The following is a 22,768-nucleotide window of genomic DNA, read 5'->3' on the forward strand; positions in this document are numbered from 1 at the left end:
GGCCAGTTCGCGGTGTTCCGCGGCGGACGCCTGCTGTCGGCGTTCCTCACCAGCACCCTGATCATCGGCGCCACGTTCTCCTCGGCCGCGTCGGCCGGCTCGACGTCCGCGACGACCTCTTCGGTCGCCGGATTGATGATCTTCATGCCTTGCCCGTCACAGTCCGTTCACATCCGTTCGAAGCCGCGGTACAGCTCCCAGTCCGTCACCGCCGCCTCGAAGGCGGTCAGCTCCACTCTGGCGCAGTTGGCGTAGTGCTCGGCCACGTCCTCGCCGAACGCCTCCCGGGCCAGCTTGGAGGTCTCGAACAGGGTCAGCGCGTCGCGCAGCGTGTGCGGCACGGTCTCGCCGCCGGAGGAGTAGGCGTTGCCCGCGAACGGCTCCTCCAGTGGCAGCTCGTTCTCGATGCCGTGCAGTCCCGCCGCTATCAGCGCCGACACGGCGAGGTACGGGTTCACGTCGCCGCCCGGCACCCGGTTCTCCACGCGCAGCGACTGGCCGTGGCCCACCAGGCGCAGCGCGCAGGTCCGGTTGTCCACGCCCCACTTGACCGCGGTCGGCGCGAAGCTGCCCGGCACGTACCTCTTGTACGAGTTGATGTTCGGCGCGAACAGCAGCGTGAGCTCCCGCAGGCAGGCGAGCTGCCCGGCGATGAAGCGCGCGCCCAGCTCCGACAGCCCGTGCGCCCCGCCGCCCGCCATGACCGGCTCGCCGTCGAGGCTCCGCACGGAGATGTGGATGTGGCAGGAGTTGCCCTCGCGCTGGTTCGGCTTGGCCATGAAGGTGATCGAGCGGCCCTCCTGGGCGGCGATCTCCTTGGCGCCGTTCTTGTAGATCGCGTGGTTGTCGCAGGTGCGCAGCGCCTCGTCGTAGCGGAAGGCGATCTCGTGCTGGCCGAGGTTGCACTCGCCCTTGGCGGACTCGACGTACAGGCCGGCGCCCTCCATCCCGCGCCGGATCCGGCGCAGCAGGGGCTCCACGCGGGCGGTGCCGAGCAGGGAGTAGTCGACGTTGTAGAGGTTGGCGGGGTTCAGGTCGCGGTAGCCCCGCCGCCAGGCGTCCTCGTAGCTGTCGTCGTAGACCACGAACTCCAGCTCGGTGCCGACGTACGCGGCCAGGCCGTGCTCGGCCAGGCGGGCGAGCTGGCGGCGCAGGATCTGGCGGGGCGAGGCGGCCACGTCCGTGCCGTCCTCCCACGCCAGGTCGGCCATGAGCATGGCCGTGCCCTCCTGCCACGGGACGCGGCGCAGCGTGGACAGGTCGGGGCGCATGACGAAGTCGCCGTAACCCCGTTCCCAGGACGACATGGTGTACCCGGAGACCGTGTTCATGTCCACGTCCACGGCCAGCAGGTAGTTGCACCCCTCGGAGCCGTGCTGCAGGACCTCCTCCAGGAAGTACCGCGCGGACAGCCGCTTGCCCTGCAGGCGGCCCTGCATGTCGGCGATGGCGAGCAGCACGGTGTCGATCCGCCCGGCCGCCACCTCGTCGCGCAGCTCGTCCACTCCGAGAAGGCCCGGCCTGCCTGGCGTGTTCACCTCGCTCACGTGCCCGCTCCCATCCGGATGACGCGCTTTCCCGTTGATTGGGCTAGTGTTAGACCATTGAGGTCCATGGTGGGATGGATTGTCAAGACCCGAGGAGACGGTGCCCGATGACCGGGCCGGCGACACGCCCGAGGACACATTGGATGACGCTGCGCGTTTGATGACGGTGCTCCGCCCGGTGCGGGCGGGCAACGCCTTCGAGGAGACCGTGGAACGGCTCCTTCAGGCGATCAAGCTCGGCGTGGTGGCGCCCGGGGAGAAGCTCCCGGCCGAGCGCGAGCTCGCCGTCCAGCTCGGCATCAGCAGGGTGACCCTGCGCGAGGCCATCAGGGCCCTGCAGGAGGCCGGCTACCTCGACGTGCGGCGGGGCCGCTACGGCGGCGCGTTCGTCACCTACGTCCCGCCCCGGCCCGGCACGGGCGACCTGCGGCGCGTCGTGGCCGACATGGGCACCGCCGACCTGAACGACGCCCTGACGTTCCGGATGGCGGTGGAGTGCGGCGCCGCCGCCGTGCTGGCCGCGAGCGAGCTGACCGACGAGCAGCGGGCGGTGCTGCGCCGCCGCCTGGCCGACCTCGACGAGGCCCGCGTCGAGGACTACCGGCGCCTCGACACCGCCTTCCACCTGTCGATCGCCGAGCTCACCGGCTCGGCGCTGCTCGCCGCCGCCTGCGCCGACGCCCGCCTGCGGGTCAGCGACCTGCTCAACGCCATCCCCATGCTCCAGGTCAACCTGGAGCACGCCGCGAGCCAGCACCAGGCGATCGTCGCCGCCATCCTGACCGGCGACCCCGAGGCGGCGCGCCGCGCCGTCGCCGAGCATCTGGAGGGCACCGCCGCGCTGCTTCGCGCATTCCTGTCCTGAGATCGTTTCGCCACTTTTCGGTACGGATCCGTCGGGTACGCCGGACTCGTAGCATCGAAGACGTCATGGGGAACTGGTTCCAGCAGAACATCATCGCGACGGGACGGCTGCCGCTGTTCTGCTATTTCGTCGCGCTCATCGTCTCGTTCGTCGCCACCCGCATCAACGTCCGGCTGATCAGGGCGAAGGTCGGCTGGTTCCGCGACGTCAACGTCGGGGAGATGCACATCCACCACGTCGTCTTCGGTGTGGTGCTCATGCTCGTGGGCGGCGTCACCGGGCTGATCGTCTCCTCGGCGTCGCAGGTCAGCTACGCCGCCGCGGCCTCGATCTTCGGGATCGGCTCGGCGCTCGTGCTCGACGAGTTCGCGCTCATCCTGCACCTGCACGACGTGTACTGGGAGGAGGAGGGGCGCACCTCGGTCGACGCGGTGTTCGTCGCGGTCGCCGTCGCGGGGCTGCTGCTCATCGGGCTGCGCCCGCTGACCTGGGACTACGGCACGCCCGTCAACCCGGCCGTGCTCATCGTGGCCAACCTGGCGCTGGCCGTCGTCACGCTGCTCAAGGGCAAGATCTGGACCGGGCTGGTGGGCCTGTTCGTGCCCGTGCTGCTGGTGGTCGGGGCCTTCCGGCTGGCGCGGCCCGGGTCGCCGTGGGCGCACTGGTTCTTCGTCGGGCGCTCGCCGCGCAAGATGGCCAAGGCGATTCATCGGGAGGAGCGGTGGCGCCGGCCGGTGATCACCGCCAAGATCGCCTTCCAGGAGTTCGTGTCGGGCCGGCACGACCTGCCGTCCACGCGGCGCGGGCGCCGGCTCCCCTGACCCCACGTTGCCGGAGAGAGGAGATGTGGTGGAGGACGAGGTCGTGGACGAGGAGGTTGGCCTCATGGTGCGCGACCTGCACGAGCGCGGCCTGGCCGGCGACCTCGCGGGCGTCGCGGCGGCGGCCGGGGGACGCTCGTTCCGGGAGCTGGAGGCGCTGGGCAGGCCGCATGTCGCCGCGTTCTCGCTGCCGGAGCTGGTGATGCGGCTGGAGTTCGCCGAGCTGATCCCGGACGAGGACTTCGAGGCCGCCGGGGTGGCGCCGGACGAGGTCGCCGGGGTCCGGGAGTTCGCGCTGGCGTGGGTGGAGGACGTCAAGCTGCGCCGGGCCGACGAGGGCGACACCGACGTGGACGACCCGGACGTGCCCGAGATCGACTGACGTCCGGTCGTCAGTCGGCGACGGGCAGGGTGACGGGCAGGAGCGTGGGTCGCTTGGCCGTGCGGCCGTCCCCGGAGGAATGGCCGCGCAGGCGGCGGCGGATCCACGGAGCGGCGAACCCCGCGACCCAGCGCAGCTCCGCCTGCGCCACCCGCCACGGCGCGGGCCGGGGGAGCGCGGGCAGGGGAAGCGTCCACGAGTCGTCGCTGCCGGGCAGCCCCAGCGCGTGCGCCATGGCCGCGGCGATGCGGGCGTGGCCGAGCGGGGCGGCGTGCAGCCGGTCGAGGCTCCACAGCCGCGCGTCGGTGATGGCCGCGTGCGGGAACGAGTCCACCACCAGGACACCGTGCCGCTTGGCGGCGGCCAGGATGCGGGTGTTGAGGTCGACCACCCGGGGCAGCAGCGGGCGGGCCAGGGGCACGAGCCGGCCGAAGTCCGGGAAGGTGACGGTGAGGACGGTCGCGCCCGCGCCGGTCAGCGCCGCGAACATGTCCTCCAGCGCGCCCGCCACGGCGGTGGCGTCGAAGCGGGGGCGGATCAGGTCGTTCATGCCCGCCATGACGGTCGCGAGGTCGGGCCGGAGCGCCAGGGCGGGGGCGAGCTGCTCGTCGCGCACCTGGGCGGCCAGCCGGCCGCGCACGGCCAGGTTCGCGTACAGCAGGCCGGGCTCGCGCTCGGCGAGCTGCTCGGCGAACCGGTCGGCCCAGCCGCGCAGGCCGCCGGCCTCGTCGCCGTCGCCCAGGCCCTCGGTCTGGCTGTCGCCGAGGGCGACGTAACGCGCGTGGCTCATCGGGGGGTCCTCTCACTCACGGTTCGTCGGGGGCGGTCATCGCCGGACGGGGCGTCGTCGGCGTACGGTGTCAGCGGCGTACGGTGTCCGCGCCGGACGGGGCGGAGGCGCGTTCGGTGAGGACGCGGGCCGTGGCCAGGCACCAGGCGCGCATCTCCCGCTCCAGCCGGCACCCGCCCAGGCACGACAGGTACGGGCCGACGCGGTCTCCCCGGCGCAGGAACTCCTCCTCGGCCAGGTCGCCCCGCAGATGGCGCAGCATCCGCTCGAACAGCTCCAGCTTGGCCGCGGCCTCCTCGGCCCGTTCGAGGAGCTGCGCGATCACCGGGGCCGGGTCGATCCTGTCCACGGCGTGGACCATGACCGCCAGGTCGGAGCGGAGCAGCAGCGGCTTGCCGGGTGCGGCGGCGAAGGCGGCCAGCTCGGCGATCCCGGCGTCGGTGACCGTGAAGACCCGTTTGTTGGGCCGGCCCCGCTGCACGACCTCCCGGCCGCTGACCAGGCCGTCGGCCTCCAGCCGGGCCAGCTCGCCGTAGAGCTGCTGGGGGGCGGCGTACCAGAAGTTGGCCACGCCCACGTCGAAGATCTTGGCGAGCTGGTATCCGCTGTGCTCGCCGTCGAGCAGCGCCGCCAGAACCGCGTGCCTCAGAGCCACCGGCTACCCGCCACAGTCATGTCCATGACTACTCATGAACATGACTATAGGGATACCGGCGCCGGCTCGCCAGCCCGGGGGTCAGAGGGCGGTGACGGAGCGCAGCGCCAGACCGGCGCCCAGCAGCACGACCATGACCGCCGTCCCGGCCGGGGCCAGACCCGACAGGCGGGCGGCGAGCCGCCGCCCGGCCGAGGCTCGCCGCTCCAGCCGGCCGACGAGCTTGACCAGCAGCAGCCCGGTGGCGGTGAGAGTGGCCGCCATGCCCAGCCCGTACGCCGTGACCAGCGCGACGCCGAACCAGGTGCGGCCCAGGCCGATCGCGCCGAGCAGCACGATCAGCGCCGACGGGCTCGGCACGAGACCGCCCGCGATCCCCATCCCGAGCAACCCGCCCCGCCCGAACCCGTCACCCGCATGCCCGTGCCCGTGCCCGTGTCCATGCCCGTGTCCATGCTCATGGCTGTGTCCGTGGTCGTGGTCCTGGTCGTGTCCGTGGGTGTGGGCGTGGCCGGTGTGGCGGTCGCGGCGGTACGCGAGCAGCAGGCGGGTGCCGATGACGGCGATCAGCACGCCGCTCGCCACCCCGAGCCACGCCAGCACCGACTCGCCCGCCAGAGCCGTGAACGCGCTCAGCAGCAGCCCCACCACCAGCACCCCGGCCGTGTGGGTGGCCGTCACCGTGGCGCCCACCACCAGCGCGTCCCGGGGCCGCCCCCGGCGCCCCGCCAGGTACGCCGCCATGATGGTCTTGCCGTGACCGGGGATCAGCGCGTGACCCGCGCCCAGCACCACGGCCAGGCCCAGCGCCAGCAGCCCGAGCGGCGCCGTCAGCCGGTCCGCCCCGACGAGCCCTGTGAACGTCCTGTCCAGTGCCGCCAGCGCGTCCCCGACGGGCCCGCCGATCGCGATCCCGCCCATCGGCGACGCCCGGGGCGCGTCCGCGCCGCTCCCGGCGCCCGCCGGCGGGCCGCCGCCGGTGACCGTCACCGTCGCCGTGCGCCGGCCGAGGGGGTCGGTCAGCAGGTCCTCCGGGTACGCGCGCAGCTCGTCGCTCACGCTGACCGCGGGCACCGACGACGCGGCCAGCCGGACCCCGTCGCCCACCGCGGTGATCTCCCGCCAGCCGATCCGCTCCTGCTCGAACGCGTCCGTGAACGTCACCACCGTGCCCCGCCCGCCCGGTGACGTCCCGAAGGCGGCCGGGGCCGTCAGCTCGCAGGTGAGGCGGCTGGTGCGCAGCCCGCCCTGCCCCGGCCGGTAGGCGAAACCGGCCCGCTCCACCCGCCACGACACTGCCGCGCCGCCCACGGTCAGCCGCTGCGCGGCGGCCAGGACGGCGCACCGCCGGTCCGCGTACGAGGCGTCGACCTGCGGCTGAGCCTGGAGGGTGGGCAGCTCGGCGGCGTCCACCACGGCCAGGTTCCGCACCCGGCCGGGCTGGAGGCGCAGGCCGTTGTAGTGGTTCACGGTGAAGTTGCCCATCGGGTGCGCCGGCGCGGCCGCCGCCCGGGCGGGCCGGGCCAGGAGGACCGGCCCGAACAGCGCGCCCAGGACGACGCCCACCAGGACGAGCGCGACCGCCCGGGCGACACGGAAGGCGCTCGGAGGGACCGGGGTCACGCTCTGGCGGGAGGCGCCGGGAAGGGCGGGGGTCGGGTCGTGGCGGGAGACGCTCTGGTTCGGGGTCTGGCGGGAGGCGCCGGGAAGGGCGGGGGGCGGTGCCATGCAGGAGACGCTCGGGGCCGGGTTATGGCGGTAGGCGTCGGGGCGGGGCGTGGCCGCGACCGGCCGGGCGGTGGTGTGCAGGGTGATCATGAGAACCTCGCCAGGGCGGGCAGGGACGGGTCGAAGCCGGGCCGGGCCCCCGTGTCCCCCGCTGTGTCCGCGTCCGTGTCAGCGGTGTTCGCGCGCCCGCCCCCGAGGGCCTGCTCGACGCGGGCGCGGTGGTAGCGCAGGAGCGGGTTGCGCCAGCCCGTCGAGGTGGCCTTGACCGCGTACGGCAGGGCCGCCTTCGCGTCGCCCGCCTTGAACAGCGCCCAGGCAAGCGCGTCCGCCGCCACCAGGTTGGGGTTGCGGGCGTACTCGGCCCGGGCGTGCCGCACCGCCTGACGCGGATCGCCGTGGTCGGCCTCGAACTCGGCCCACGTCAGGTCGTCGCGCACCCCGGCCGACTCCAGCAGCCCGCGCTGCGCCCGCAGCAGGGTCCAGTCGGCGGGCCGGCCGGCCTTGGCGGCGGTCTCGCCCTGTTCGATGAGGTACTGCGGCAGCGGCAGCCGCTGGACCACCCGGTCGTACAGGGTGAGCGCCTCCGTCAACCGCCCGCCGAGCGCCGCGACCCGCGCCTGCCCGGCCATCGCCGGCGTGTACGCGGGGTCGGCCGCGAGCGCCCGGCCGTACTGGTCGCCCGCCTCCCGCAGGTCGCCGGAGTGCAGGGCCAGCTCGCCCAGGTAGTAGCGGACGTAGGCGACGTCGGCCGGCGTGTAGGCGTCGTCCAGGGCGTACTGGAGGAACTCCCGCGCGCCCTTCTGGTCGCCGCGCAGCTCGGCCGCGTACGACGCCCGGGCGAAGGAGGCGACGCCGGGCCGCAGGCTCATCATCCGGTCCACGGCCCGCCGGGCGCCGGGCAGGTCGCCGAGCTGGGTGCGGGCGTCGGCCAGCACTCCATAAGCCGCCGCGCCGTACGGGTTGGCGGCGGTGGCGCGCTCGGCGAGCCGTACCGCGTCGGAGAACGCGTGGCGGCCGGCGGCCAGCGCGGCCCGCCCGGTGAGCACCGCGTCGTCGTCGGGGGAGAGCCTGGCGGCGGTGGCGAGGGCGCCCTCGGCCTTGACGTAGTACGACGGGTCGCCGGTGACCCTGGCCTGGTCGACGTACTGGAGGCCGAGCCGGGCCCAGCCGCGGTGGTCGCCGGGCAGGCGCTTGAGCCGGGCCTGCAGCGTCTCGGCGAACGGCGCCGCCTGAGGCCGCGGCGCGGCCGGCCGCGCGGGCGGGGCGGACATCGCGACGGCGGTGAAGACCAGCGCGCCGGCCAGGACCGCGCCGCTGGCGAGGACGAGCGATCGCATCGGTGCTCCGGATGGGTCGTGGGCCTGAGCCGTGGAGGTGGGGCGGCGGACCGCGGGGTGGGCGGGTCCGCCGGGGAGGGCGCCCGGCCAGGAGAGGGCGCCCGGCCAGGAGAGGGAACCGGGCCGCCGTCGCGAGGGGGGGCCGGAAGGGGGAGGCTGCTCAGCGCTGGTTGACGGCGACGCCGCTCGGCAGCGGGATGTACGGGAACGAGCGCAGGATCGGCTTGTCGTTGCGGTCCACCTTGTCGGTCAGCGCCGCGACGAGCTTGCCCGACGTGGCGGCCCCGGCCAGGGCCTGCAGCTCGATGTCGACCACGTCGTCGCCGAGCCGGCGCCCGTTCGGGAAGCCCTGGAGGTCGCCCGCGAGCACGCCGAGCCGGTTCGGGTCCTTGGCCGGCGGGACCGCCATGTTGAGCCGCAGCATCTCGGCCGGGCGCAACCGGCCGGCGTCCTTGTTGAGGGTCTGCGAGTTGAGGTCGGCGGCGATGGGCCCGTTGCCCTTGGCGATGCCGGTCAGGAAGATCTCCACCAGGTCGGCGCGGGGCGTGGCGGGGGCCTTGATGCCGTAGATGGACTCCAGCAGCTTCGGCACCTCAGGGTCGGTGACCCGCTTGACCAGGGCCGCCACGTCGGCGTCCTTGGCCGGGGGCAGCGCGTTGAAGGCGTCCTTCAGGCCCGCGGGCACCACGACCTCGTTGACCAGCGGGTTGCCGAGCCGCGAGACCTGGGTGTAGCCGCGGGGGCCCCACTTGTCGGTGGTCGACCAGACGCCGATCACCGGGTTGCGCCGGACGTCGCCCCTGAGCGCCAGGTCCGCGGCGGGCACCTGCACGGCCAGGGAGTTGACGTTGTAGCCCTTGGTGGTGTCCTGGCCGACCTGGGACAGGTTGCCGCCGTACAGCAGGTCGAAGACCCGCAGGTCGAGGAAGAACGCCTCGTCGGCCTGGCCGGCGAACGCCTTGCCGCCGCCGGACAGGCCGTGGACCGCCTGATCGCGGAGCGTGGCGTAGTCGGGCATGGAGGCCGGGCCGACGTTGCTGGGCGCGACGACGCCGTTGGAGACGAGGGTCCTGACGCCGTGGCGGGTGATCCGCTTGAGGGTGTAGCGCTGGCGGAAGAGCAGGTTCTCGTCGTCGAGCGAGGTGACGGGGCCGTTGTTGTACAGGAACGTGCTGGTGCCGCGGCGGTCCTCGTCGCGGAACGTCCACTGGTAGGTGATGTCGGGCCGGGCGTCGCCGTCGTTGTCGATCTTGATGTTGTAGCGCGACCTGGTGTCGAACGGGTAGAAGTTCGGCCCGCCGTTGGGCTCCTGGAACGGGATCCAGTTGGCCAGGAGCGTCACCGTGTCGGCCCGGTCCGGGCTGACGAACGCGTACACGTCGGTGTTGTCGTTGCGCGGGTCGCCCGCGATCATCGGGGCCTCGCGGTGCGAGGAGGCGGTTCCCGCGTCCGTCCGGAGCAGCGCGAACGAGGAGGCGGTCAGCGCCGCCGCGACGCCCAGCCCGATCAGTGCGCGCCGGTTGATCCGGAGCTCCATGTTCGGTCCTTCTTTCTGAGGGCTGATCTGTTCGAGAGGTTCCGGCCGGGTTCCTCGATGGGTGATACGTCGGCGGAGCGCGTTCGGATGTGGCCGATCGCAAGGTCTCTGCGTGGAGATCGCGCCGCCCTCCTCCTCCAGGAGGAGTCCGAGGGAGGAGACGTCAACCAAAGCTGACATACTTTGGTCGTCAATCTAAGTTGACGGGTGTCGATCGCGCGCGCCCGTTCGTTGGGCGTTCCAGGATTAATCGAGATGTGTCGTGAAAGGAGGCGTGGTGATCAAGGAGCTGCTCTCCTACGTGCGCCCGCACCGGAGGATCCTCGTCCTCGGCGGGTTACTGGGCCTGGTCGGCTCGGTGGCGGGGCTCGCCATGCCGTTGCTGGCCAAGTACGTCGTGGACGCCTTCGGGCACGGCGGGTCGATCGCCGGCCCGCTCGCCGGGCTCACCGTGGCGGTCGTGGTCGGGGCCGTGGTCTCGGCCGGGGGGAACTACCTCATGGAGCGCACCGGCGAGGGCATCGTGCTCGGTGCGCGGCGCCGCCTGGTGGACCGGATGCTCCGCCTCAGGGTGGCCGACGTGGACCGGCTCAAGCCCGGCGACCTGTTGTCCCGGGTCACCGGCGACACGACCCTGCTGCGGGCCGTTCTGACCAACGGCATCGTCAACTCCGTCGGCTCGGTGTTCATGCTCGTCGGGGCCGTGGTCATGATGGCGGCCATGGACGGCGTGCTGCTGCTCGTCACGCTGCTCGTGGTCGTCGTGATCGGCGGCATGACCGCACTGATCATGCCGAGGATCCAGCGGGCGCAGCAGGAGGCCCAGTCGGCGGTGGGTGACATGGGCGCCGTCCTCGACCGGGCGCTCCAGGCGTACCGGACGGTCAAGGCGAACGGGGCGGAGGAGCGCGAGATCGCGGTCGTCGGCGAGGCCGCCGAGCGGGCTCGCGACCGAGGGCTCCAGGTGGCCGGGTGGACCTCGCTGGCCGGTGTGGCCACGTGGATGGCCGTGCAGCTCGCGTTCCTCAGTGTGCTCGCGGTGGGCGGGTCCCGGGTCGCGTCCGGGGCGCTGGCCATCTCGTCGCTGATCGCGTTCCTGCTGTACCTGTTCTACCTGGTCGCGCCCATCGGGCAGCTCGTCGAGGGGGCCGTCCAGCTCCAGCAGGGCCTGGCCGCGATGAAGCGCATCAAGGAGATCGAGGACCTGCCCGCCGAGCCCGTCGCCGCACCCGCCGAGCCGGTAGCCGCGTCCATCGCGCCGGTCGCCGCGTCCTCCGCCCGCGTCGATACGGGCTCTCCGGCTCCGGAACGGGCCGAGCCGGTCGGGGTGCGGTTCGAGGACGTGGTGTTCCGGTACGGCGAGGACCGGCCGGCCGTGCACGACGGGGTGACCTTCGAGGTGCCGGCCGGCGGGCTGACCGCCCTCGTCGGGCCGTCCGGCGCCGGCAAGTCCACGGTGTTCGCCCTGCTCGAACGCTTCTACGACCACCAGTCCGGGACGATCCTGGTGGACGGCCGCGACATCCGCGACTGGCCGCTCGCCGAGCTGCGCGGCGCCCTCGGATACGTCGAGCAGGACGCGCCCGTGCTCGCCGGAACCCTGCGCGAGAACCTCCTGTTCGCCGCCCCCGGCGCCGCCGAGGACGAGCTGTGGAGCGCGATCGCCCGCACCCGTCTCGACGACCTCGTCGCCCGGCTGCCCGACGGCCTGGAGACGCCGGTCGGCCACCGCGGCGTGCTGCTGTCCGGCGGCGAGCGGCAACGGGTCGCCATCGCCCGGGCACTGCTGCGCAAGCCCCGGCTGCTGCTGCTCGACGAGGCCACCTCGCAGCTCGACGCGGTCAACGAGCTGCGGCTGCGCGAGGTCATCGCCGAGGTCGCCGTCGAGACTACCGTGCTCGTCATCGCGCACCGGCTGTCCACCGTGACCGGCGCGGGCCGCATCGTCGTCATGGAGGGCGGCGGCGTACGGGCGTCCGGCACCCACGAGGAACTGGTCGGCCACGACGACCTCTACCGGGAGCTGGCCGCCACCCAGTTCCTGGTGAGCTGAGGCATTGTTACTCTTCCAGAGACATAGATGAATGCCTTCATTCAGGAGGTCGCATGAGCCGCATCGTGCGCGCGCCGCGAGGCACCACGCTCACCGCGAAGGGGTGGCCCCAGGAGGCCGCCCTCCGGATGCTCCAGAACAACCTGGACCCGGAGGTGGCCGAGCACCCCGAGCAGCTGGTCGTCTACGGCGGTTCGGGCCGGGCGGCGCGCGACTGGCCGTCGTTCGACGCGCTGGTCAGGACGCTGACGACGCTGGAGGGTGACGAGACGCTGCTCGTCCAGTCCGGCCGCCCGGTCGGGGTGTTCCGCACCCACGAGTGGGCGCCGCGCGTCCTCATCGCCAACTCCAACCTGGTGCCCGACTGGGCGAACTGGGAGGAGTTCCGGCGGCTGGAGGCGGCCGGGCTCACGATGTACGGGCAGATGACCGCGGGCTCGTGGATCTACATCGGCACCCAGGGCATCCTGCAGGGCACGTACGAGACGTTCGCCGCCGTGGCCGAGAAGAAGTTCGGCGGGTCGCTGGCCGGGACGATCACGCTCACGGCCGGCCTCGGCGGCATGGGCGGCGCCCAGCCGCTGGCCGTCACCCTCAACGGCGGGGTCGTCATCTGCCTCGACTGCGACCCGCGCTCGGTGTCGCGCCGCATCGAGCACCGCTACCTCGACGTCCAGGCGTCCTCGCTGGACGAGGCGCTGCGCCTGGCATACGAGGCGCGCGACGCCCGCCGGCCGCTGTCCATCGGCGTCGTCGCCAACGCCGCCGAGGCCGTGCCCGAGCTGCTGGCCCGCGGCGCCGAGATCGACATCGTCACCGACCAGACCTCGGCCCACGACCCGCTCATGTACCTGCCGCTCGGCGTCGCGTTCGAGGACATGGCGACCGAGCGCGACAAGGACCCGTCCGCCTTCACCCGCCGCGCCCGCGAGTCGATGGCCCGGCACGTCGAGGCCATGGTCGGCTTCAAGGACGCCGGGGCCGAGGTGTTCGACTACGGCAACTCCATCCGGGGCGAGGCGCAACTGGCCGGCTACGAGCGGGCCTTCGACTTCCCCGGCTTCGTGCCGGCCTACATCCGGCCGTTGTTCTGCGAGGGCAGGGGTCCGTTCCGGTGGGCGGCGCTGAGCGGCGACCCGGCCGACATCGCCGCCACCGACCGCGCCATCCTCGACCTGTTCCCGGACAACGAGCCGCTGGCGCGGTGGATCCGCGCGGCGGGGGAGAAGGTCCACTTCCAGGGGCTGCCCGCGCGCATCTGCTGGCTCGGGTACGGCGAGCGGCACCTGGCGGGCGAGCGGTTCAACGACATGGTGGCCTCCGGGGAGCTCCAGGCGCCGGTCGTCATCGGCCGCGACCACCTCGACAGCGGGTCGGTCGCCTCGCCGTACCGCGAGACCGAGGCGATGGCCGACGGCTCCGACGCGATCGCCGACTGGCCGCTGCTGAACGCCATGCTCAACACCGCCTCGGGCGCGGCCTGGGTGTCGATCCACCATGGCGGCGGGGTCGGCATCGGCCGCTCGATCCACGCGGGCCAGGTCACGGTGGCCGACGGCACGGCCCTGGCGGGCGAGAAGCTCAACCGCGTGCTGACCAACGACCCGGGCACGGGGGTGATGCGGCACGTGGACGCGGGCTACGAGGAGGCGGCGCAGGTCGCGCAGGAGCGCGGCGTGCGGGTCCCGATGCGGGAGTCCTGACGGCGCCACCGGCGGTCGTCTCCGGCGCTCATGGAGGAGCCGGGAACGGCCGCCGCGCCCGGTGGCCGGTGGTGCCCGGGATGAGAATGCGGCCCGCGTGGTGTTAGAGGTGGCGTGGTGGGTGGATATCACGGTGCGATGGAGCCGCTGCTCAACGGCCGGAGGCTGTCGCCCGTGCAGCGCAGGATCGCCCATTACCTGTCGGAGCACCTCGACGAGGCCATCTTCCTGTCCAGCGTCGAGCTGGCCGAGCGGGCCGGGGTGAGCCAGCCGTCGGTGACCCGGTTCGCCGTGGTGCTGGGCTTCGCCGGCTACCCGGAGCTGCGGCAGGCGCTGCGGCCGATGGTGATGGGCGGCGCGGCCGAGGCGCCGCCGGACAGCCTGCTGCGCGGCGCCTTCGACAACGAGATCCGCAACCTCACCCTGTTGCGCGAGCGCCTGGCGTCGCTGCCGCTCAAGGAGGCGGGGGAGGCGCTGGCCGCGACCGAGCCGCTGGTCGTCCTCGGGCTGCGCGTCTCGTCGGGGCTCGCCACCACCTTCGCGTACTACGCCCGCCGCATCCACCCCGACGTGCGCCTGCTCACGCACGGCGGGTCGGAGCTGGCCGACGGCCTGCACGCCGCCCGCCGGGCCGGGGCCGAGTGGGTGGTGGCGGTGCTGCTGCCCCGCTACCCGGTGGAGGCGGTCCAGGCCCTGGAGTACGCGGACAAGCTCGGCCTGCGGACGGCGGTCATCACCGACAAGCCGGGCTTCCCCGCCGAGATCGTGCTGGACGCGCCCGTGGGCGACCGGCTGGTGTTCGACTCCCACGCCGCGCCGCTGGCCCTGGCCATGGCCCTGGTGGAGGCCATGGCCGACGCGGCGCCGCTGCGTACCCAGGCGCGGCTGGAGGAGTACGAGCGGATGACCGACGAGACCGGGACGTTCGTCCAGGGCGACCCCGCCTGACAGGTGAGAACGGCTAGCCGGCGATCGCGCGCAGGGAGCGTACGGACCAGGTGACCGTGAGGGCCGACAGCGCGAGCATGATGCCGAACGCCAGCGGCACCGACGGGTCGCCCAGGTGGCCGGCGAACAGCGCCCGCCCCGCCACCACCGGGTGGTACATCGGGTTGAACAGCGCCACCTTCTGCATCCACCCGGGCGCCAGCGTCATCGGCAGCAGCGCCCCCGACAGCAGCATGACGGGCAGGGCGAAGAACTGCATGGTCTGGGCCATGCCGTTCTCGTCGCGCAGCGACAGGGCCAGACCGTAGCCGACGCCGGAGGCGAACAGCCCGGTCACGGCGACGAGCAGCACGGTCAGGACGAGACCGGGCAGGCTGGCCCGCATGCCCATGGCCAGGGCGATGAGGACGACCGCGACGGACTGGGCCACCAGCACCACCGCGTCGCGCAGGGTGCGGCCGAGCACGATCGACGGGCGCCAGGCGGGGCTGACCGCGATGCGCTCCAGCACGCCGCCGCGCAGCTCGTAGATCATGCCGTAGCCGACGCCGATGGCGCCGAACAGCGCGGTGATCACCAGCATGCCCGGAGCGAAGGCGGTGAGCGCGTCAGCGGTGGACCGCCCGGAGGAGCCGGCCACCAGGGGGCCGAACAGCAGCAGGTACACGACCGGCTGGACGATGCCGAACAGCGGCCAGATCGGGTTGCGGAAGGTGTTGCGCAGCTCGTAGCCCAGGAAGAGGAGGGTGTGGCGGATCACGCGGCGGCTCCCGTGTCTCGCAGCGAACGGCCGGTCCTGGCCAGGAAGACGTCGTCCAGGGTGGAGCGGTCGAGCGAGATCGAGGTCAGGCCGAGGCCGTGCTCCTCCAGGTCGCGCAGCATGGCGGGCAGGGCCCGCTCGCCGTCGTCGACGTACACGCGCAGCACCTCGTCGTCGACGCGGGTCTCGCGGGCGTACGGCTTGAGCGTCTCGGCCGCCTGGCCGGGGTCGCTCACCCGCAGGGTCACGACGTCGCCGGACACCTCCCGCTTGAGCTCGGCGGGGGTGCCCTGGGCGACGATCACGCCGTGGTCCACGATGGCCAGGCGGTCGCAGAGGGCGTCGGCCTCGTCCAGGTAGTGGGTGCTGAGCAGGACGCTCGTGCCGCCTTCGCGCAGCCGGCGGACGCTGTCCCAGAGGTTGGCCCGGTTCTGCGGGTCGAGCCCGGTGGTGGGCTCGTCCAGGAAGATCAGCGGTGGGTTGTGGACGAGGCCGAGGGCGATGGCCACGCGCCGCTTCTGCCCGCCGGACAGCGTGCGGGCGGGCCGGTCGGCCACCTCGGACAGCTCGAAGCGGTCCAGCACCTCGGCCGTCGCCCGGGCGGCGTCCGCGAGCCCGTGGATCCGCGCGGCCATCGTGATCTGGGCGCGCGGCGTCGTGGTGTCCTCGACGCCGCCGGCCTGGCTGACGTAGCCGAGCCGGCCGCGGACCCGGCCGGGCTCCTTGAGCAGGTCGAACCCGGCGACCGTGGCGGTGCCGGCGTCGGGGGCGATCAGTGTGGCGAGCATCCTGATCGTGGTGGTCTTGCCGGCGCCGTTGGGGCCGAGGACGCCGAAGATCTCGCCGGTCTCGACGGCGAGGTCGACGCCGCGTACGGCCTCGACGGTCTGGGGGGCGCCCCGGCGGCCCCGGGCGGTGAAGCTCTTGCGTAAGCCGTGCGCGTCAATGATCATTTGATGTCCCCTCAGGGTATTTCGTCGGCCTCCACCCGCGGGATCGCCTTCTCGGCCCAGGCGAGCTGGGCGGCGTACATGGCGGCGGTGAGGCGGAGGTTCTCGTCCACGTGCCGGGGCGCGCCGTAGCGCTGCTTGGCGCCGAAGATGTGCTCGATCATGGTGACGTTCGCCCGGAGCTGCTGGATCCTGCTGTGCAGGCCGTCGAGCAGCTCCTCCTTGCTGAGCCGGTCCATGAACGACAGCGCCACCTGGAACGGGTCGACGATCGGCTTGACCTCGTGCCAGGAGCTGAGCAGGTGCCGGTGGAACTCCGTCCGGCCGGCCTCGGTGATCCGGTAGACGGCCTTGGCGCCCTTGGGCCGGCCGCCGGTGCTCTCCGGCTCCGTCACGATCTCCAGCAGGCCCTCCTCGGCCATCTTGGCCAGGCCGTGGTAGATCGAGCCGAAGGCCACGTTGGCCCAGGAGTCCGCGCCCATCACCTCCAGCCGTCTGCGGACCTGGTAACCGTTCATCGGCTCGTCGAGCAACGTGCCGAGGATGAGAATGCGGGTCGACGTCGACATGCTCAATTTTGTGTTCAAATTTGAGTACCTGTCAAGGTCGTAAACTGCTCCCCATGACCGAACGACCGACGGCGCTGGTCACCGGCGCCTCCCGGGGAGTGGGCGAGGCCGTCGCCCGGGCGCTGGCGCCCACGCACCATGTCCTGCTCGGCGGCCGCGACACCGAGGCCCTCGGCAAGCTGGCCGGCGAGCTGCCCGACGCGCGACCATGGCCCGTCGAGCTGACCGAGGTCGGCCCCGCCGACGTCGCGGGCGTCGAACGGCTCGACCTGCTCGTCCACAGCGCCGGCCTCGCCCTGCTCGGGCACATCGCGGAGCTGTCCGCCGACACCTGGCGGCGCACGATGGAGCTCAACGTCGTGGCCGTGGCCGAGCTGACCCGCCTGCTCCTGCCCGCGCTGCGGGCCGCCCGCGGGCACGTGATCTGCGTCAACTCCGGCGCGGGGCAGCGCGCCAACCCCAACTGGGGCGCGTACGCGGCCAGCAAGTTCGCCCTGCGGGCCTTCGCCGACGCGCTGCGCCTGGAGGAGCCGGAGCTGCGGGTGACGACCGTCTACCCGGGTCGCGTCGACACCGACATGCAGCGCAGCGTGCGCGACCAGGAGGGTGGCGCGTACGAGCCGGACCGCTACCTGCGCGCCGGCACCGTCGCCCGCGCCGTGCTGGCCGCCGTCAACGCCGGCCCGGACGCCCACCTGACCGAGATCACGCTGCGCCCCAGCGAGGGCCCGGTCAACTGATCACCCAACGCCCCGTTGAATGGCTTCATTCACTACAGTGGCACCATGCTTGACGACCTCGCCCGCATCGGACACGACCCCAAGACCAACGGCTACGTCAGGGACGCCTGGTCGGCCGCCGACCTGGAGCTGCGCGAGTGGTTCAGGGGCGAGGCCGGCCCGCTCGGCCTCGACGTGCGCGAGGACCGCAACGGCAACCTGTGGGCGTGGTGGGGCGACCCGTCGCGCAAGCCGGGCGTCGTCACCGGCAGCCACCTCGACTCCGTGCGGCAGGGCGGCGCCTTCGACGGGCCGCTCGGCGTGGTCTCCGCCTTCGCGGCCCTCGACCTGCTGCGGCGGCGCGGCGTGCGGCCCGCCAAAGCGCTGGGCGTGGCCTGCTTCACCGACGAGGAGGGCGCCCGGTTCGGCGTGCCGTGCGTCGGTTCGCGGCTGCTGACCGGGGCGCTCACGCCGGACCGGGCGCTCGGGCTGACCGACGACGCCGGCGACACGCTCGCCGACGTCCTCACCCGGGCCGGCCGCCGGCCGGGCGACCTGGGCAAGGACGACGAGACGCTGGCCATGGTCGGCACGTTCGTGGAGCTGCACGTGGAGCAGGGCCGCGGGCTGGCCGCCACGGGCAGCCCGGTCGGCGTGGCGAGCGCGATCTGGCCGCACGGCCGCTGGCGCTTCGACTTCCGCGGCCGGGCCGACCACGCGGGCACCACCCGGCTGGAGGACCGCGACGACCCGATGCTGCCGTTCGCCCGCATGGTGCTCGCCGCCCGCGAGGCGGCGGTCCGGCACGGCGTGGTCGCGACCGTGGGCCGGGCCCGGATCTCGCCGGGCAACACCAACGCCGTGCCCGGCCTGGTGTCGGCCTGGCTCGACGCCCGCGGAGCGGACGAGGCGGACGTGCGGGCGCTGGTGGCGGAGCTCGCCGAGGGGGCCGGGGTGGAGGCCGCCGAGGAGTCGTGGACTCCGGTCGTGGACTTCGAGGCGGGGCTCCGCGACCGCCTCGCCGCCGTCGCCGGCCGCGCCGCCGCCCGCCCGGAGGGGGCGCCCGGAGAGGCCCGCGACCCCGCGCGGGCCGAGGCGGCGCCCGTGCCGGTGCTCCCGACCGGGGCCGGGCACGACGCCGGGATCCTCGCGGCGGCCGGAGTGCCCACCGCGATGCTGTTCGTCCGCAACCCCACCGGCGTGTCCCACTCGCCCGACGAGCACGCCGACCCAGCCGACTGCGAGGCCGGGGTGGCCGCGCTCGCGAGCGTCCTGGAGGACCTGTGCCGCTGACGTACTGGTGCGAGCACGCCTGGCTGCCCGAGGGCGTCACCGGCGGCGTGCTCGTCGAGATCGAGGGCGAGCGGATCGCCCGGGTGACCCGCGGCGAGCCCGGAGGGGCCGAACGGCTCGCCGGGCTCACCGTCCCGGGCCTGGCCAACGCCCACTCGCACGCCTTCCACCGGGCGCTGCGCGGCGTCACCCAGACGGGCCTCGGCGACTTCTGGACCTGGCGCGACCAGATGTACGAGGTCGCGGCCCGCCTCGACCCCGACGCCTACCTCGCGCTGGCCCGCGCCGTCTACGCCGAGATGGCGCTGGCCGGGATCACCTGCGTCGGGGAGTTCCACTACCTGCACCACGGGCCGGACGGGCGGCCGTACGACGATCCCAACGTCATGGGCCACGCGCTGATCCAGGCGGCCCGCGAGGCGGGGCTGCGGATCGCGCTGCTGGACGCCTGCTACCTGACGGGCGGGTTCGGCCAGCCGCTGTCGGGCGCGCAGATCCGCTTCGGCGACGGCGACTCCGAGCGGTGGGCGGCGCGGGCCGAGGCCCTGGCCGCCGCCTACCGGGGGCGGCACGACGTGGAGATCGGGGTGGCCGTCCACTCCGTGCGCGCGGTGCCGCCGGAGCACGTGCCCGTGGTCGCCGAGTTCTCCCACCGGCACGCCGCCCCGCTGCACGCCCACGTCTCCGAGCAGGTCGCGGAGAACGCGGCGTGCGTCGAGATGTACGCCGCCACCCCCGTGCAGATCCTGAACGAGCACGGCGCGCTCGGCCCGCGCTCCACCGCCGTCCATGCCACCCACCTGACCGAGGTGGACCTCGAGCTGCTCGGCCGGTCCGGCACCCACGTCTGCATGTGCCCCACCACCGAGCGCGACCTCGCCGACGGCATCGGCCCCGCCCGCGCCCTGTTCGACCGGGGCGCCCCGGTCACGCTCGGCTCCGACAGCCACGCCGTCATCGACCTGTTCGAGGAGGCGCGGGGGGTCGAGCTGGACGAGCGGCTGGCCAGCCACCGGCGCGGCCACTGGCGGGCCGCCGAGCTGCTGACCGCCGCCACCTCCACGGGCCACACCTCGCTCGGGTTCCCCGACGCGGGCATGCTCGTGCCGGGCGCGTGGGCCGACCTGGTGTCGGTGCGCCTCGACTCGGTCCGCACCGCGGGGGCGGGGGCGACGGCGGAGGCGCTCGTGTACGCGGCGACGGCGGCCGACGTCCACTCGGTGATCTCGGGGGGCCGCCGCGTGGTGAGCGACGGCCGGCACGTGCTGGGTGACGTGGGCGCCATGCTGGCCGAGGCGATCGGGCGGCTGCGATGACGTACGGGAAGCACGGCACGACCGACGCGAAGGCCATGGGAGGAACACCATGACGGCGACGCTGATCGACGGGATCGGGCTGCTCTACACGGCCGACCCGGAGCGCGAGGAGATCCGGGACGCGGCGCTCCTCGCCGAGGACGGGCGCGTCGCCTGGGTGGGGCCCGCCGCCGAGGCGCCCCAGGCCGACCGGCGCGTGGACGCCGGGGGCCGGTGCGTCATCCCCGGTTTCGTCGACAGCCACGCGCACCTCGTCTTCGCCGGCGACCGGACCGCCGAGTTCGAGGCCCGCATGTCCGGCCGCCCGTACTCCGCGGGCGGCATCAGGTCCACGGTCGAGGCCACCCGGCGGGCCGGCGACGCCGAGCTGGCCACCCACGCCGCCGCCCTGGTGGCCGAGATGCTCGCGCAGGGCACCACCACGGTCGAGATCAAGAGCGGCTACGGCCTGAGCGTCGAGGACGAGCGGCGCTCGCTGGAGATCGCGACCGGTTTGACCGACGAGACGACGTTCCTCGGGGCGCATGTGGTGCCGTCCGGGACGTCGGCCGACGACTACGTGCGGCTGGTCACGGGGGAGATGCTGGCGGCCTGCGCGCCGTACGCGAAGTGGGTGGACGTCTTCTGCGAGCGGGGAGCCTTCGACGGTGACCAGACGCGGGAGATCCTGCGGGCCGGGATGGCGGCCGGGCTCCAGGCGCGGGTGCACGCCGCCCAGCTCGGCCCCGGCCCCGGCGTGCTGATCGCCTGCGAGCTGGGGGCGGCCTCGGCCGACCACTGCACGCACCTGACCGGCGCCGACGTGGACGCGCTCGCCTCCTCCGGCACGGTCGCGACGCTGCTGCCCGGGGCGGAGTTCTCCACCCGCTCGCCGTACCCCGACGCGCGGCGGCTCATCGACGCCGGGGTGACCGTCGCGCTGGCCACCGACTGCAACCCCGGCTCGTCGTTCACCTCGTCCATGCCGTTCTGCGTCGCGCTGGCCGTGCGGGAGATGGGGATGACGCCGCTGGAGGCGGTGCGGGCGGCCACGTACGGCGGGGCGCGCGCGCTGCGCCGCGCGGACGTAGGCTGGCTGCGTCCGGGGGCCCGGGCCGACCTCGTGGTCCTCGACGCGCCCTCGTATGTACACCTCGCCTACCGGCCCGGCGTCCCCCTCGTTCACCAGGTCTTCCAGGCCGGTCTCCTCCTTGAGGAGGACGTCCAGAACCGTCCGCTGGTCGTACCCCTTTAGGGAATCTTTGCATCTCGCCGTACGTTGCCGGGTTATACAAGCAGCTGCGGAACGAGGTGCCTGGGGATGGCAAGGCCTACGGGGAGTCGCACGCAGGAGCAGCACGTCGCCGAGCGCGATCTGCTGGGGACCTATCTGGCCGAGATAGGCCGGGTCCCGCTGCTCACGGCGGAGGAGGAGGTCGAGCTCGCCAAGCGCATCGAGGCGGGCCTCTTCGCCGAGCAGCTGCTCGACAGCGGGGGCTCGGAGCCGCGGATCGGGGACGCGGCCGACGAGGAGCTGGAGCGCCTGGCGGTGTCGGGCCGGCGGGCGAAGGACGAGTTCATCCAGGCCAACCTGCGACTGGTCGTCGCGGTGGCGCGGAAGTACTCGGGGCGGGGCATGCCGCTGATCGACCTGGTCCAGGAGGGCAACCTGGGGCTGGTCCGGGCGGTGGAGAAGTTCGACTACAAGCGGGGCTACAAGTTCTCGACGTACGCGACGTGGTGGATCCGGCAGTCGGTCGGGCGGGCCATCCACGAGCAGGCGCGGCCGGTGCGGCTGCCCACGCACGCCGGTGAGCAGATGACCCGGCTGATGCGGGTGCGGCGCGACATGCTGGCCGAGTTCGACGTCGAGCCGACCGACGACGACCTCGCGGAGATCCTCGAGCTGCCGATCGAGCGGGTGCGCGAGCTGCGCCGCTGGGCCTCGGACCCGGTGTCGCTCCAGCTCGGCGTGGGCGACGAGGACGAGACCGAGCTGGGCGACATGATCGCCGATGAGACCTGGGCCGACCCGGAGCAGCAGGCCATCGACATCCTGGAGCGCGAGCGGCTCGACGAGTGGCTGACCGGCCTGGAGGGCGACACGCGTGACATGCTGCGCTGGCGCTACGGGCTGGTCGACGGGCGCGAGCACACGCTGACCGAGGTGGGCGAGCGCTACGGCATCGGCCGCGACCGCGCCCGGCGCATCGAGCGCGACGCGCTCGCCCGCCTGCGCCGCATGGCGACCGCCGCCGCCTGACCCGTCCGCCGCCTTCTCGGCCCGGCTCTCAGGGAGTGGGGCCGAGGACGCGTCCTCCGGCACCGCCCTCGACGCCTGCAAGGCCGCTTTCAGCATGCCGAACGCGGTCCGCGGCCGGTCAGCGCTCGGGGGCGGGGCTGATCTGGAAGTGCGCGGCCTTCCACTCGCCGTCCCGGCGCACCAGGGTGGTCGTCGCGTAGACGCGCATCGTCCGCTCGGTGGTGCCGCCGACGAGCATGTCGATCTCGACGGTGCTCGTGTGGACCGCGCTGTCGCCGGTCAGCATGATGACCTTGTGGTCGGACTGGTCGGTCCGGGTGTACGGGTTCCGGTTCTCGGCGAACCCCTTGAGGATGGCGTCGCGGTCGGTCACCACGCCCCAGGGGGACACGCTCATCACGTCGTCGGTGAGGAAGCGGTCGTAGAAGGCGGCGTCGCCGTTGCGGTTGGCCTCCCACGCCTTCTCGGTCAGCGCGATCAGCTCGTCCATGGGGGATCTCCTCTGCTCGGATGACACCGGTTTAATTGGTGTCAAGTGTTACGGTGTCCGGGT

Annotated in this window: 21 protein-coding genes; 11 read left to right on the forward strand and 10 right to left on the reverse strand. The window is 73.4% G+C overall.

Annotated elements, in window-relative coordinates:
- Nucleotides 1-167: 167 nt before the first annotated feature.
- Nucleotides 168-1,538, reverse strand: a complete 1,371-nt coding sequence (locus tag AB0H81_RS33020; protein ID WP_358382523.1) for a glutamine synthetase family protein — start codon at nt 1,536-1,538, stop codon at nt 168-170.
- A gap of 169 nt (nt 1,539-1,707) precedes the next feature.
- Here AB0H81_RS33020 and AB0H81_RS33025 point away from each other — a divergent pair, with 169 nt between their 5' ends.
- From AB0H81_RS33025 to AB0H81_RS33035, 3 genes are all read left to right on the forward strand, one after another.
- A complete protein-coding gene (locus tag AB0H81_RS33025) occupies nt 1,708-2,412 on the forward strand; it encodes an FCD domain-containing protein (RefSeq protein WP_358382470.1) in 705 nt (234 codons plus the stop codon).
- A gap of 65 nt (nt 2,413-2,477) precedes the next feature.
- Nucleotides 2,478-3,233 (forward strand): hypothetical protein, encoded by a 756-nt coding sequence (locus tag AB0H81_RS33030; RefSeq protein ID WP_358382473.1) that lies wholly within the window; start codon nt 2,478-2,480, stop codon nt 3,231-3,233.
- A 28-nt stretch (nt 3,234-3,261) separates the two neighbouring features.
- Entirely contained in the window at nt 3,262-3,615 is a 354-nt protein-coding gene (locus AB0H81_RS33035) for a hypothetical protein (RefSeq protein WP_358382475.1), read from the forward strand.
- A gap of 10 nt (nt 3,616-3,625) precedes the next feature.
- On the opposite strand, the gene AB0H81_RS33040 is transcribed toward AB0H81_RS33035, so the two are convergent.
- The 5 genes from AB0H81_RS33040 to AB0H81_RS33060 all read right to left on the reverse strand — a co-directional run bounded on the left by AB0H81_RS33040 (nt 3,626) and on the right by AB0H81_RS33060 (nt 9,662).
- Nucleotides 3,626-4,405, reverse strand: coding sequence for an SGNH/GDSL hydrolase family protein (locus AB0H81_RS33040; RefSeq protein WP_358382477.1), 780 nt, complete (start codon nt 4,403-4,405; stop codon nt 3,626-3,628).
- Between the two features lie 70 nt (nt 4,406-4,475).
- Nucleotides 4,476-5,060: a PadR family transcriptional regulator gene (locus AB0H81_RS33045; protein WP_358382480.1), complete on the reverse strand. Its 585-nt coding sequence runs from the start codon at nt 5,058-5,060 to the stop codon at nt 4,476-4,478.
- Between the two features lie 81 nt (nt 5,061-5,141).
- Nucleotides 5,142-6,878: a High-affinity nickel-transporter gene (locus AB0H81_RS33050; protein ID WP_358382483.1), complete on the reverse strand. Its 1,737-nt coding sequence runs from the start codon at nt 6,876-6,878 to the stop codon at nt 5,142-5,144.
- Nucleotides 6,875-8,125 (reverse strand): hypothetical protein, encoded by a 1,251-nt coding sequence (locus AB0H81_RS33055; RefSeq protein ID WP_358382485.1) that lies wholly within the window; start codon nt 8,123-8,125, stop codon nt 6,875-6,877. Before AB0H81_RS33055 ends, AB0H81_RS33050 begins: the two co-directional genes overlap by 4 nt.
- A gap of 160 nt (nt 8,126-8,285) precedes the next feature.
- Nucleotides 8,286-9,662, reverse strand: a complete 1,377-nt coding sequence (locus AB0H81_RS33060) for a DUF4331 domain-containing protein (RefSeq protein WP_358382488.1) — start codon at nt 9,660-9,662, stop codon at nt 8,286-8,288.
- A 277-nt stretch (nt 9,663-9,939) separates the two neighbouring features.
- Between AB0H81_RS33060 and AB0H81_RS33065 the strand changes: the two genes are divergently transcribed.
- From AB0H81_RS33065 to AB0H81_RS33075, 3 genes are all read left to right on the forward strand, one after another.
- Nucleotides 9,940-11,715 carry an ABC transporter ATP-binding protein gene (locus AB0H81_RS33065; protein WP_358382491.1) on the forward strand — a complete coding sequence of 592 codons (1,776 nt, stop codon included), beginning with the start codon at nt 9,940-9,942 and terminating at the stop codon, nt 11,713-11,715.
- 53 nt (nt 11,716-11,768) lie between these two features.
- Nucleotides 11,769-13,418, forward strand: coding sequence for a urocanate hydratase (gene hutU, locus AB0H81_RS33070; RefSeq protein ID WP_358382494.1), 1,650 nt, complete (start codon nt 11,769-11,771; stop codon nt 13,416-13,418).
- A gap of 117 nt (nt 13,419-13,535) precedes the next feature.
- Complete coding sequence (locus tag AB0H81_RS33075) at nt 13,536-14,366, forward strand: MurR/RpiR family transcriptional regulator (protein ID WP_358382496.1); 831 nt, start codon at nt 13,536-13,538, stop codon at nt 14,364-14,366.
- Nucleotides 14,367-14,379: 13 nt separating this feature from the next.
- On the opposite strand, the gene AB0H81_RS33080 is transcribed toward AB0H81_RS33075, so the two are convergent.
- The 3 genes from AB0H81_RS33080 to AB0H81_RS33090 are packed head-to-tail and all read right to left on the reverse strand — an operon-like array spanning nt 14,380 to nt 16,645.
- Nucleotides 14,380-15,126: an ABC transporter permease gene (locus AB0H81_RS33080; protein WP_358382499.1), complete on the reverse strand. Its 747-nt coding sequence runs from the start codon at nt 15,124-15,126 to the stop codon at nt 14,380-14,382.
- Nucleotides 15,123-16,079, reverse strand: coding sequence for an ATP-binding cassette domain-containing protein (locus AB0H81_RS33085; protein WP_358382502.1), 957 nt, complete (start codon nt 16,077-16,079; stop codon nt 15,123-15,125). Before AB0H81_RS33085 ends, AB0H81_RS33080 begins: the two co-directional genes overlap by 4 nt.
- Nucleotides 16,080-16,090: 11 nt before the next feature.
- Nucleotides 16,091-16,645, reverse strand: coding sequence for a PadR family transcriptional regulator (locus AB0H81_RS33090; RefSeq protein WP_358382505.1), 555 nt, complete (start codon nt 16,643-16,645; stop codon nt 16,091-16,093).
- A gap of 53 nt (nt 16,646-16,698) precedes the next feature.
- Here AB0H81_RS33090 and AB0H81_RS33095 point away from each other — a divergent pair, with 53 nt between their 5' ends.
- The 5 genes from AB0H81_RS33095 to AB0H81_RS33115 all read left to right on the forward strand — a co-directional run bounded on the left by AB0H81_RS33095 (nt 16,699) and on the right by AB0H81_RS33115 (nt 22,215).
- Complete coding sequence (locus tag AB0H81_RS33095; RefSeq protein WP_358382508.1) at nt 16,699-17,385, forward strand: SDR family oxidoreductase; 687 nt, start codon at nt 16,699-16,701, stop codon at nt 17,383-17,385.
- A gap of 45 nt (nt 17,386-17,430) precedes the next feature.
- The gene (locus tag AB0H81_RS33100; protein ID WP_358382510.1) at nt 17,431-18,657 is read left to right on the forward strand and encodes an allantoate amidohydrolase; all 1,227 of its coding nucleotides are present in this window, start codon (nt 17,431-17,433) and stop codon (nt 18,655-18,657) included.
- Entirely contained in the window at nt 18,648-19,973 is a 1,326-nt protein-coding gene (locus tag AB0H81_RS33105; protein WP_358382513.1) for a formimidoylglutamate deiminase, read from the forward strand. Before AB0H81_RS33100 ends, AB0H81_RS33105 begins: the two co-directional genes overlap by 10 nt.
- A 49-nt stretch (nt 19,974-20,022) precedes the next feature.
- Nucleotides 20,023-21,207 (forward strand): imidazolonepropionase, encoded by a 1,185-nt coding sequence (gene hutI, locus AB0H81_RS33110; protein ID WP_358382516.1) that lies wholly within the window; start codon nt 20,023-20,025, stop codon nt 21,205-21,207.
- A gap of 66 nt (nt 21,208-21,273) precedes the next feature.
- Complete coding sequence (locus tag AB0H81_RS33115) at nt 21,274-22,215, forward strand: sigma-70 family RNA polymerase sigma factor (RefSeq protein ID WP_175595581.1); 942 nt, start codon at nt 21,274-21,276, stop codon at nt 22,213-22,215.
- 118 nt (nt 22,216-22,333) lie between these two features.
- Here the strand turns inward: AB0H81_RS33115 and AB0H81_RS33120 are convergent, their stop codons facing one another.
- On the reverse strand, nt 22,334-22,705 hold the full coding sequence (locus AB0H81_RS33120; protein WP_358382520.1) for a nuclear transport factor 2 family protein: 372 nt from the start codon (nt 22,703-22,705) through the stop codon (nt 22,334-22,336).
- Between the last annotated feature and the right edge of the window lie 63 nt (nt 22,706-22,768).

This window comes from Nonomuraea sp. NPDC050691, from assembly GCF_040654455.1.
Classification (GTDB): domain Bacteria; phylum Actinomycetota; class Actinomycetes; order Streptosporangiales; family Streptosporangiaceae; genus Nonomuraea.

Coding starts and splice junctions, on each gene's coding strand:
- AB0H81_RS33100 (WP_358382510.1), top strand. CDS start 17,431: ATGCTTGACGACCTCGCCCGCATCGGACACGACCCCAAGACCAACGGC.
- AB0H81_RS33120 (WP_358382520.1), bottom strand. CDS start 22,705: ATGGACGAGCTGATCGCGCTGACCGAGAAGGCGTGGGAGGCCAACCGC.
- AB0H81_RS33040 (WP_358382477.1), bottom strand. CDS start 4,405: ATGAGCCACGCGCGTTACGTCGCCCTCGGCGACAGCCAGACCGAGGGC.
- AB0H81_RS33095 (WP_358382508.1), top strand. CDS start 16,699: ATGACCGAACGACCGACGGCGCTGGTCACCGGCGCCTCCCGGGGAGTG.
- AB0H81_RS33090 (WP_358382505.1), bottom strand. CDS start 16,645: ATGTCGACGTCGACCCGCATTCTCATCCTCGGCACGTTGCTCGACGAG.
- AB0H81_RS33025 (WP_358382470.1), top strand. CDS start 1,708: ATGACGGTGCTCCGCCCGGTGCGGGCGGGCAACGCCTTCGAGGAGACC.
- AB0H81_RS33050 (WP_358382483.1), bottom strand. CDS start 6,878: ATGATCACCCTGCACACCACCGCCCGGCCGGTCGCGGCCACGCCCCGC.
- AB0H81_RS33055 (WP_358382485.1), bottom strand. CDS start 8,125: ATGCGATCGCTCGTCCTCGCCAGCGGCGCGGTCCTGGCCGGCGCGCTG.
- AB0H81_RS33115 (WP_175595581.1), top strand. CDS start 21,274: ATGGCAAGGCCTACGGGGAGTCGCACGCAGGAGCAGCACGTCGCCGAG.
- AB0H81_RS33060 (WP_358382488.1), bottom strand. CDS start 9,662: ATGGAGCTCCGGATCAACCGGCGCGCACTGATCGGGCTGGGCGTCGCG.
- AB0H81_RS33030 (WP_358382473.1), top strand. CDS start 2,478: ATGGGGAACTGGTTCCAGCAGAACATCATCGCGACGGGACGGCTGCCG.
- AB0H81_RS33085 (WP_358382502.1), bottom strand. CDS start 16,079: ATGATCATTGACGCGCACGGCTTACGCAAGAGCTTCACCGCCCGGGGC.
- hutU (WP_358382494.1), top strand. CDS start 11,769: ATGAGCCGCATCGTGCGCGCGCCGCGAGGCACCACGCTCACCGCGAAG.
- hutI (WP_358382516.1), top strand. CDS start 20,023: ATGACGGCGACGCTGATCGACGGGATCGGGCTGCTCTACACGGCCGAC.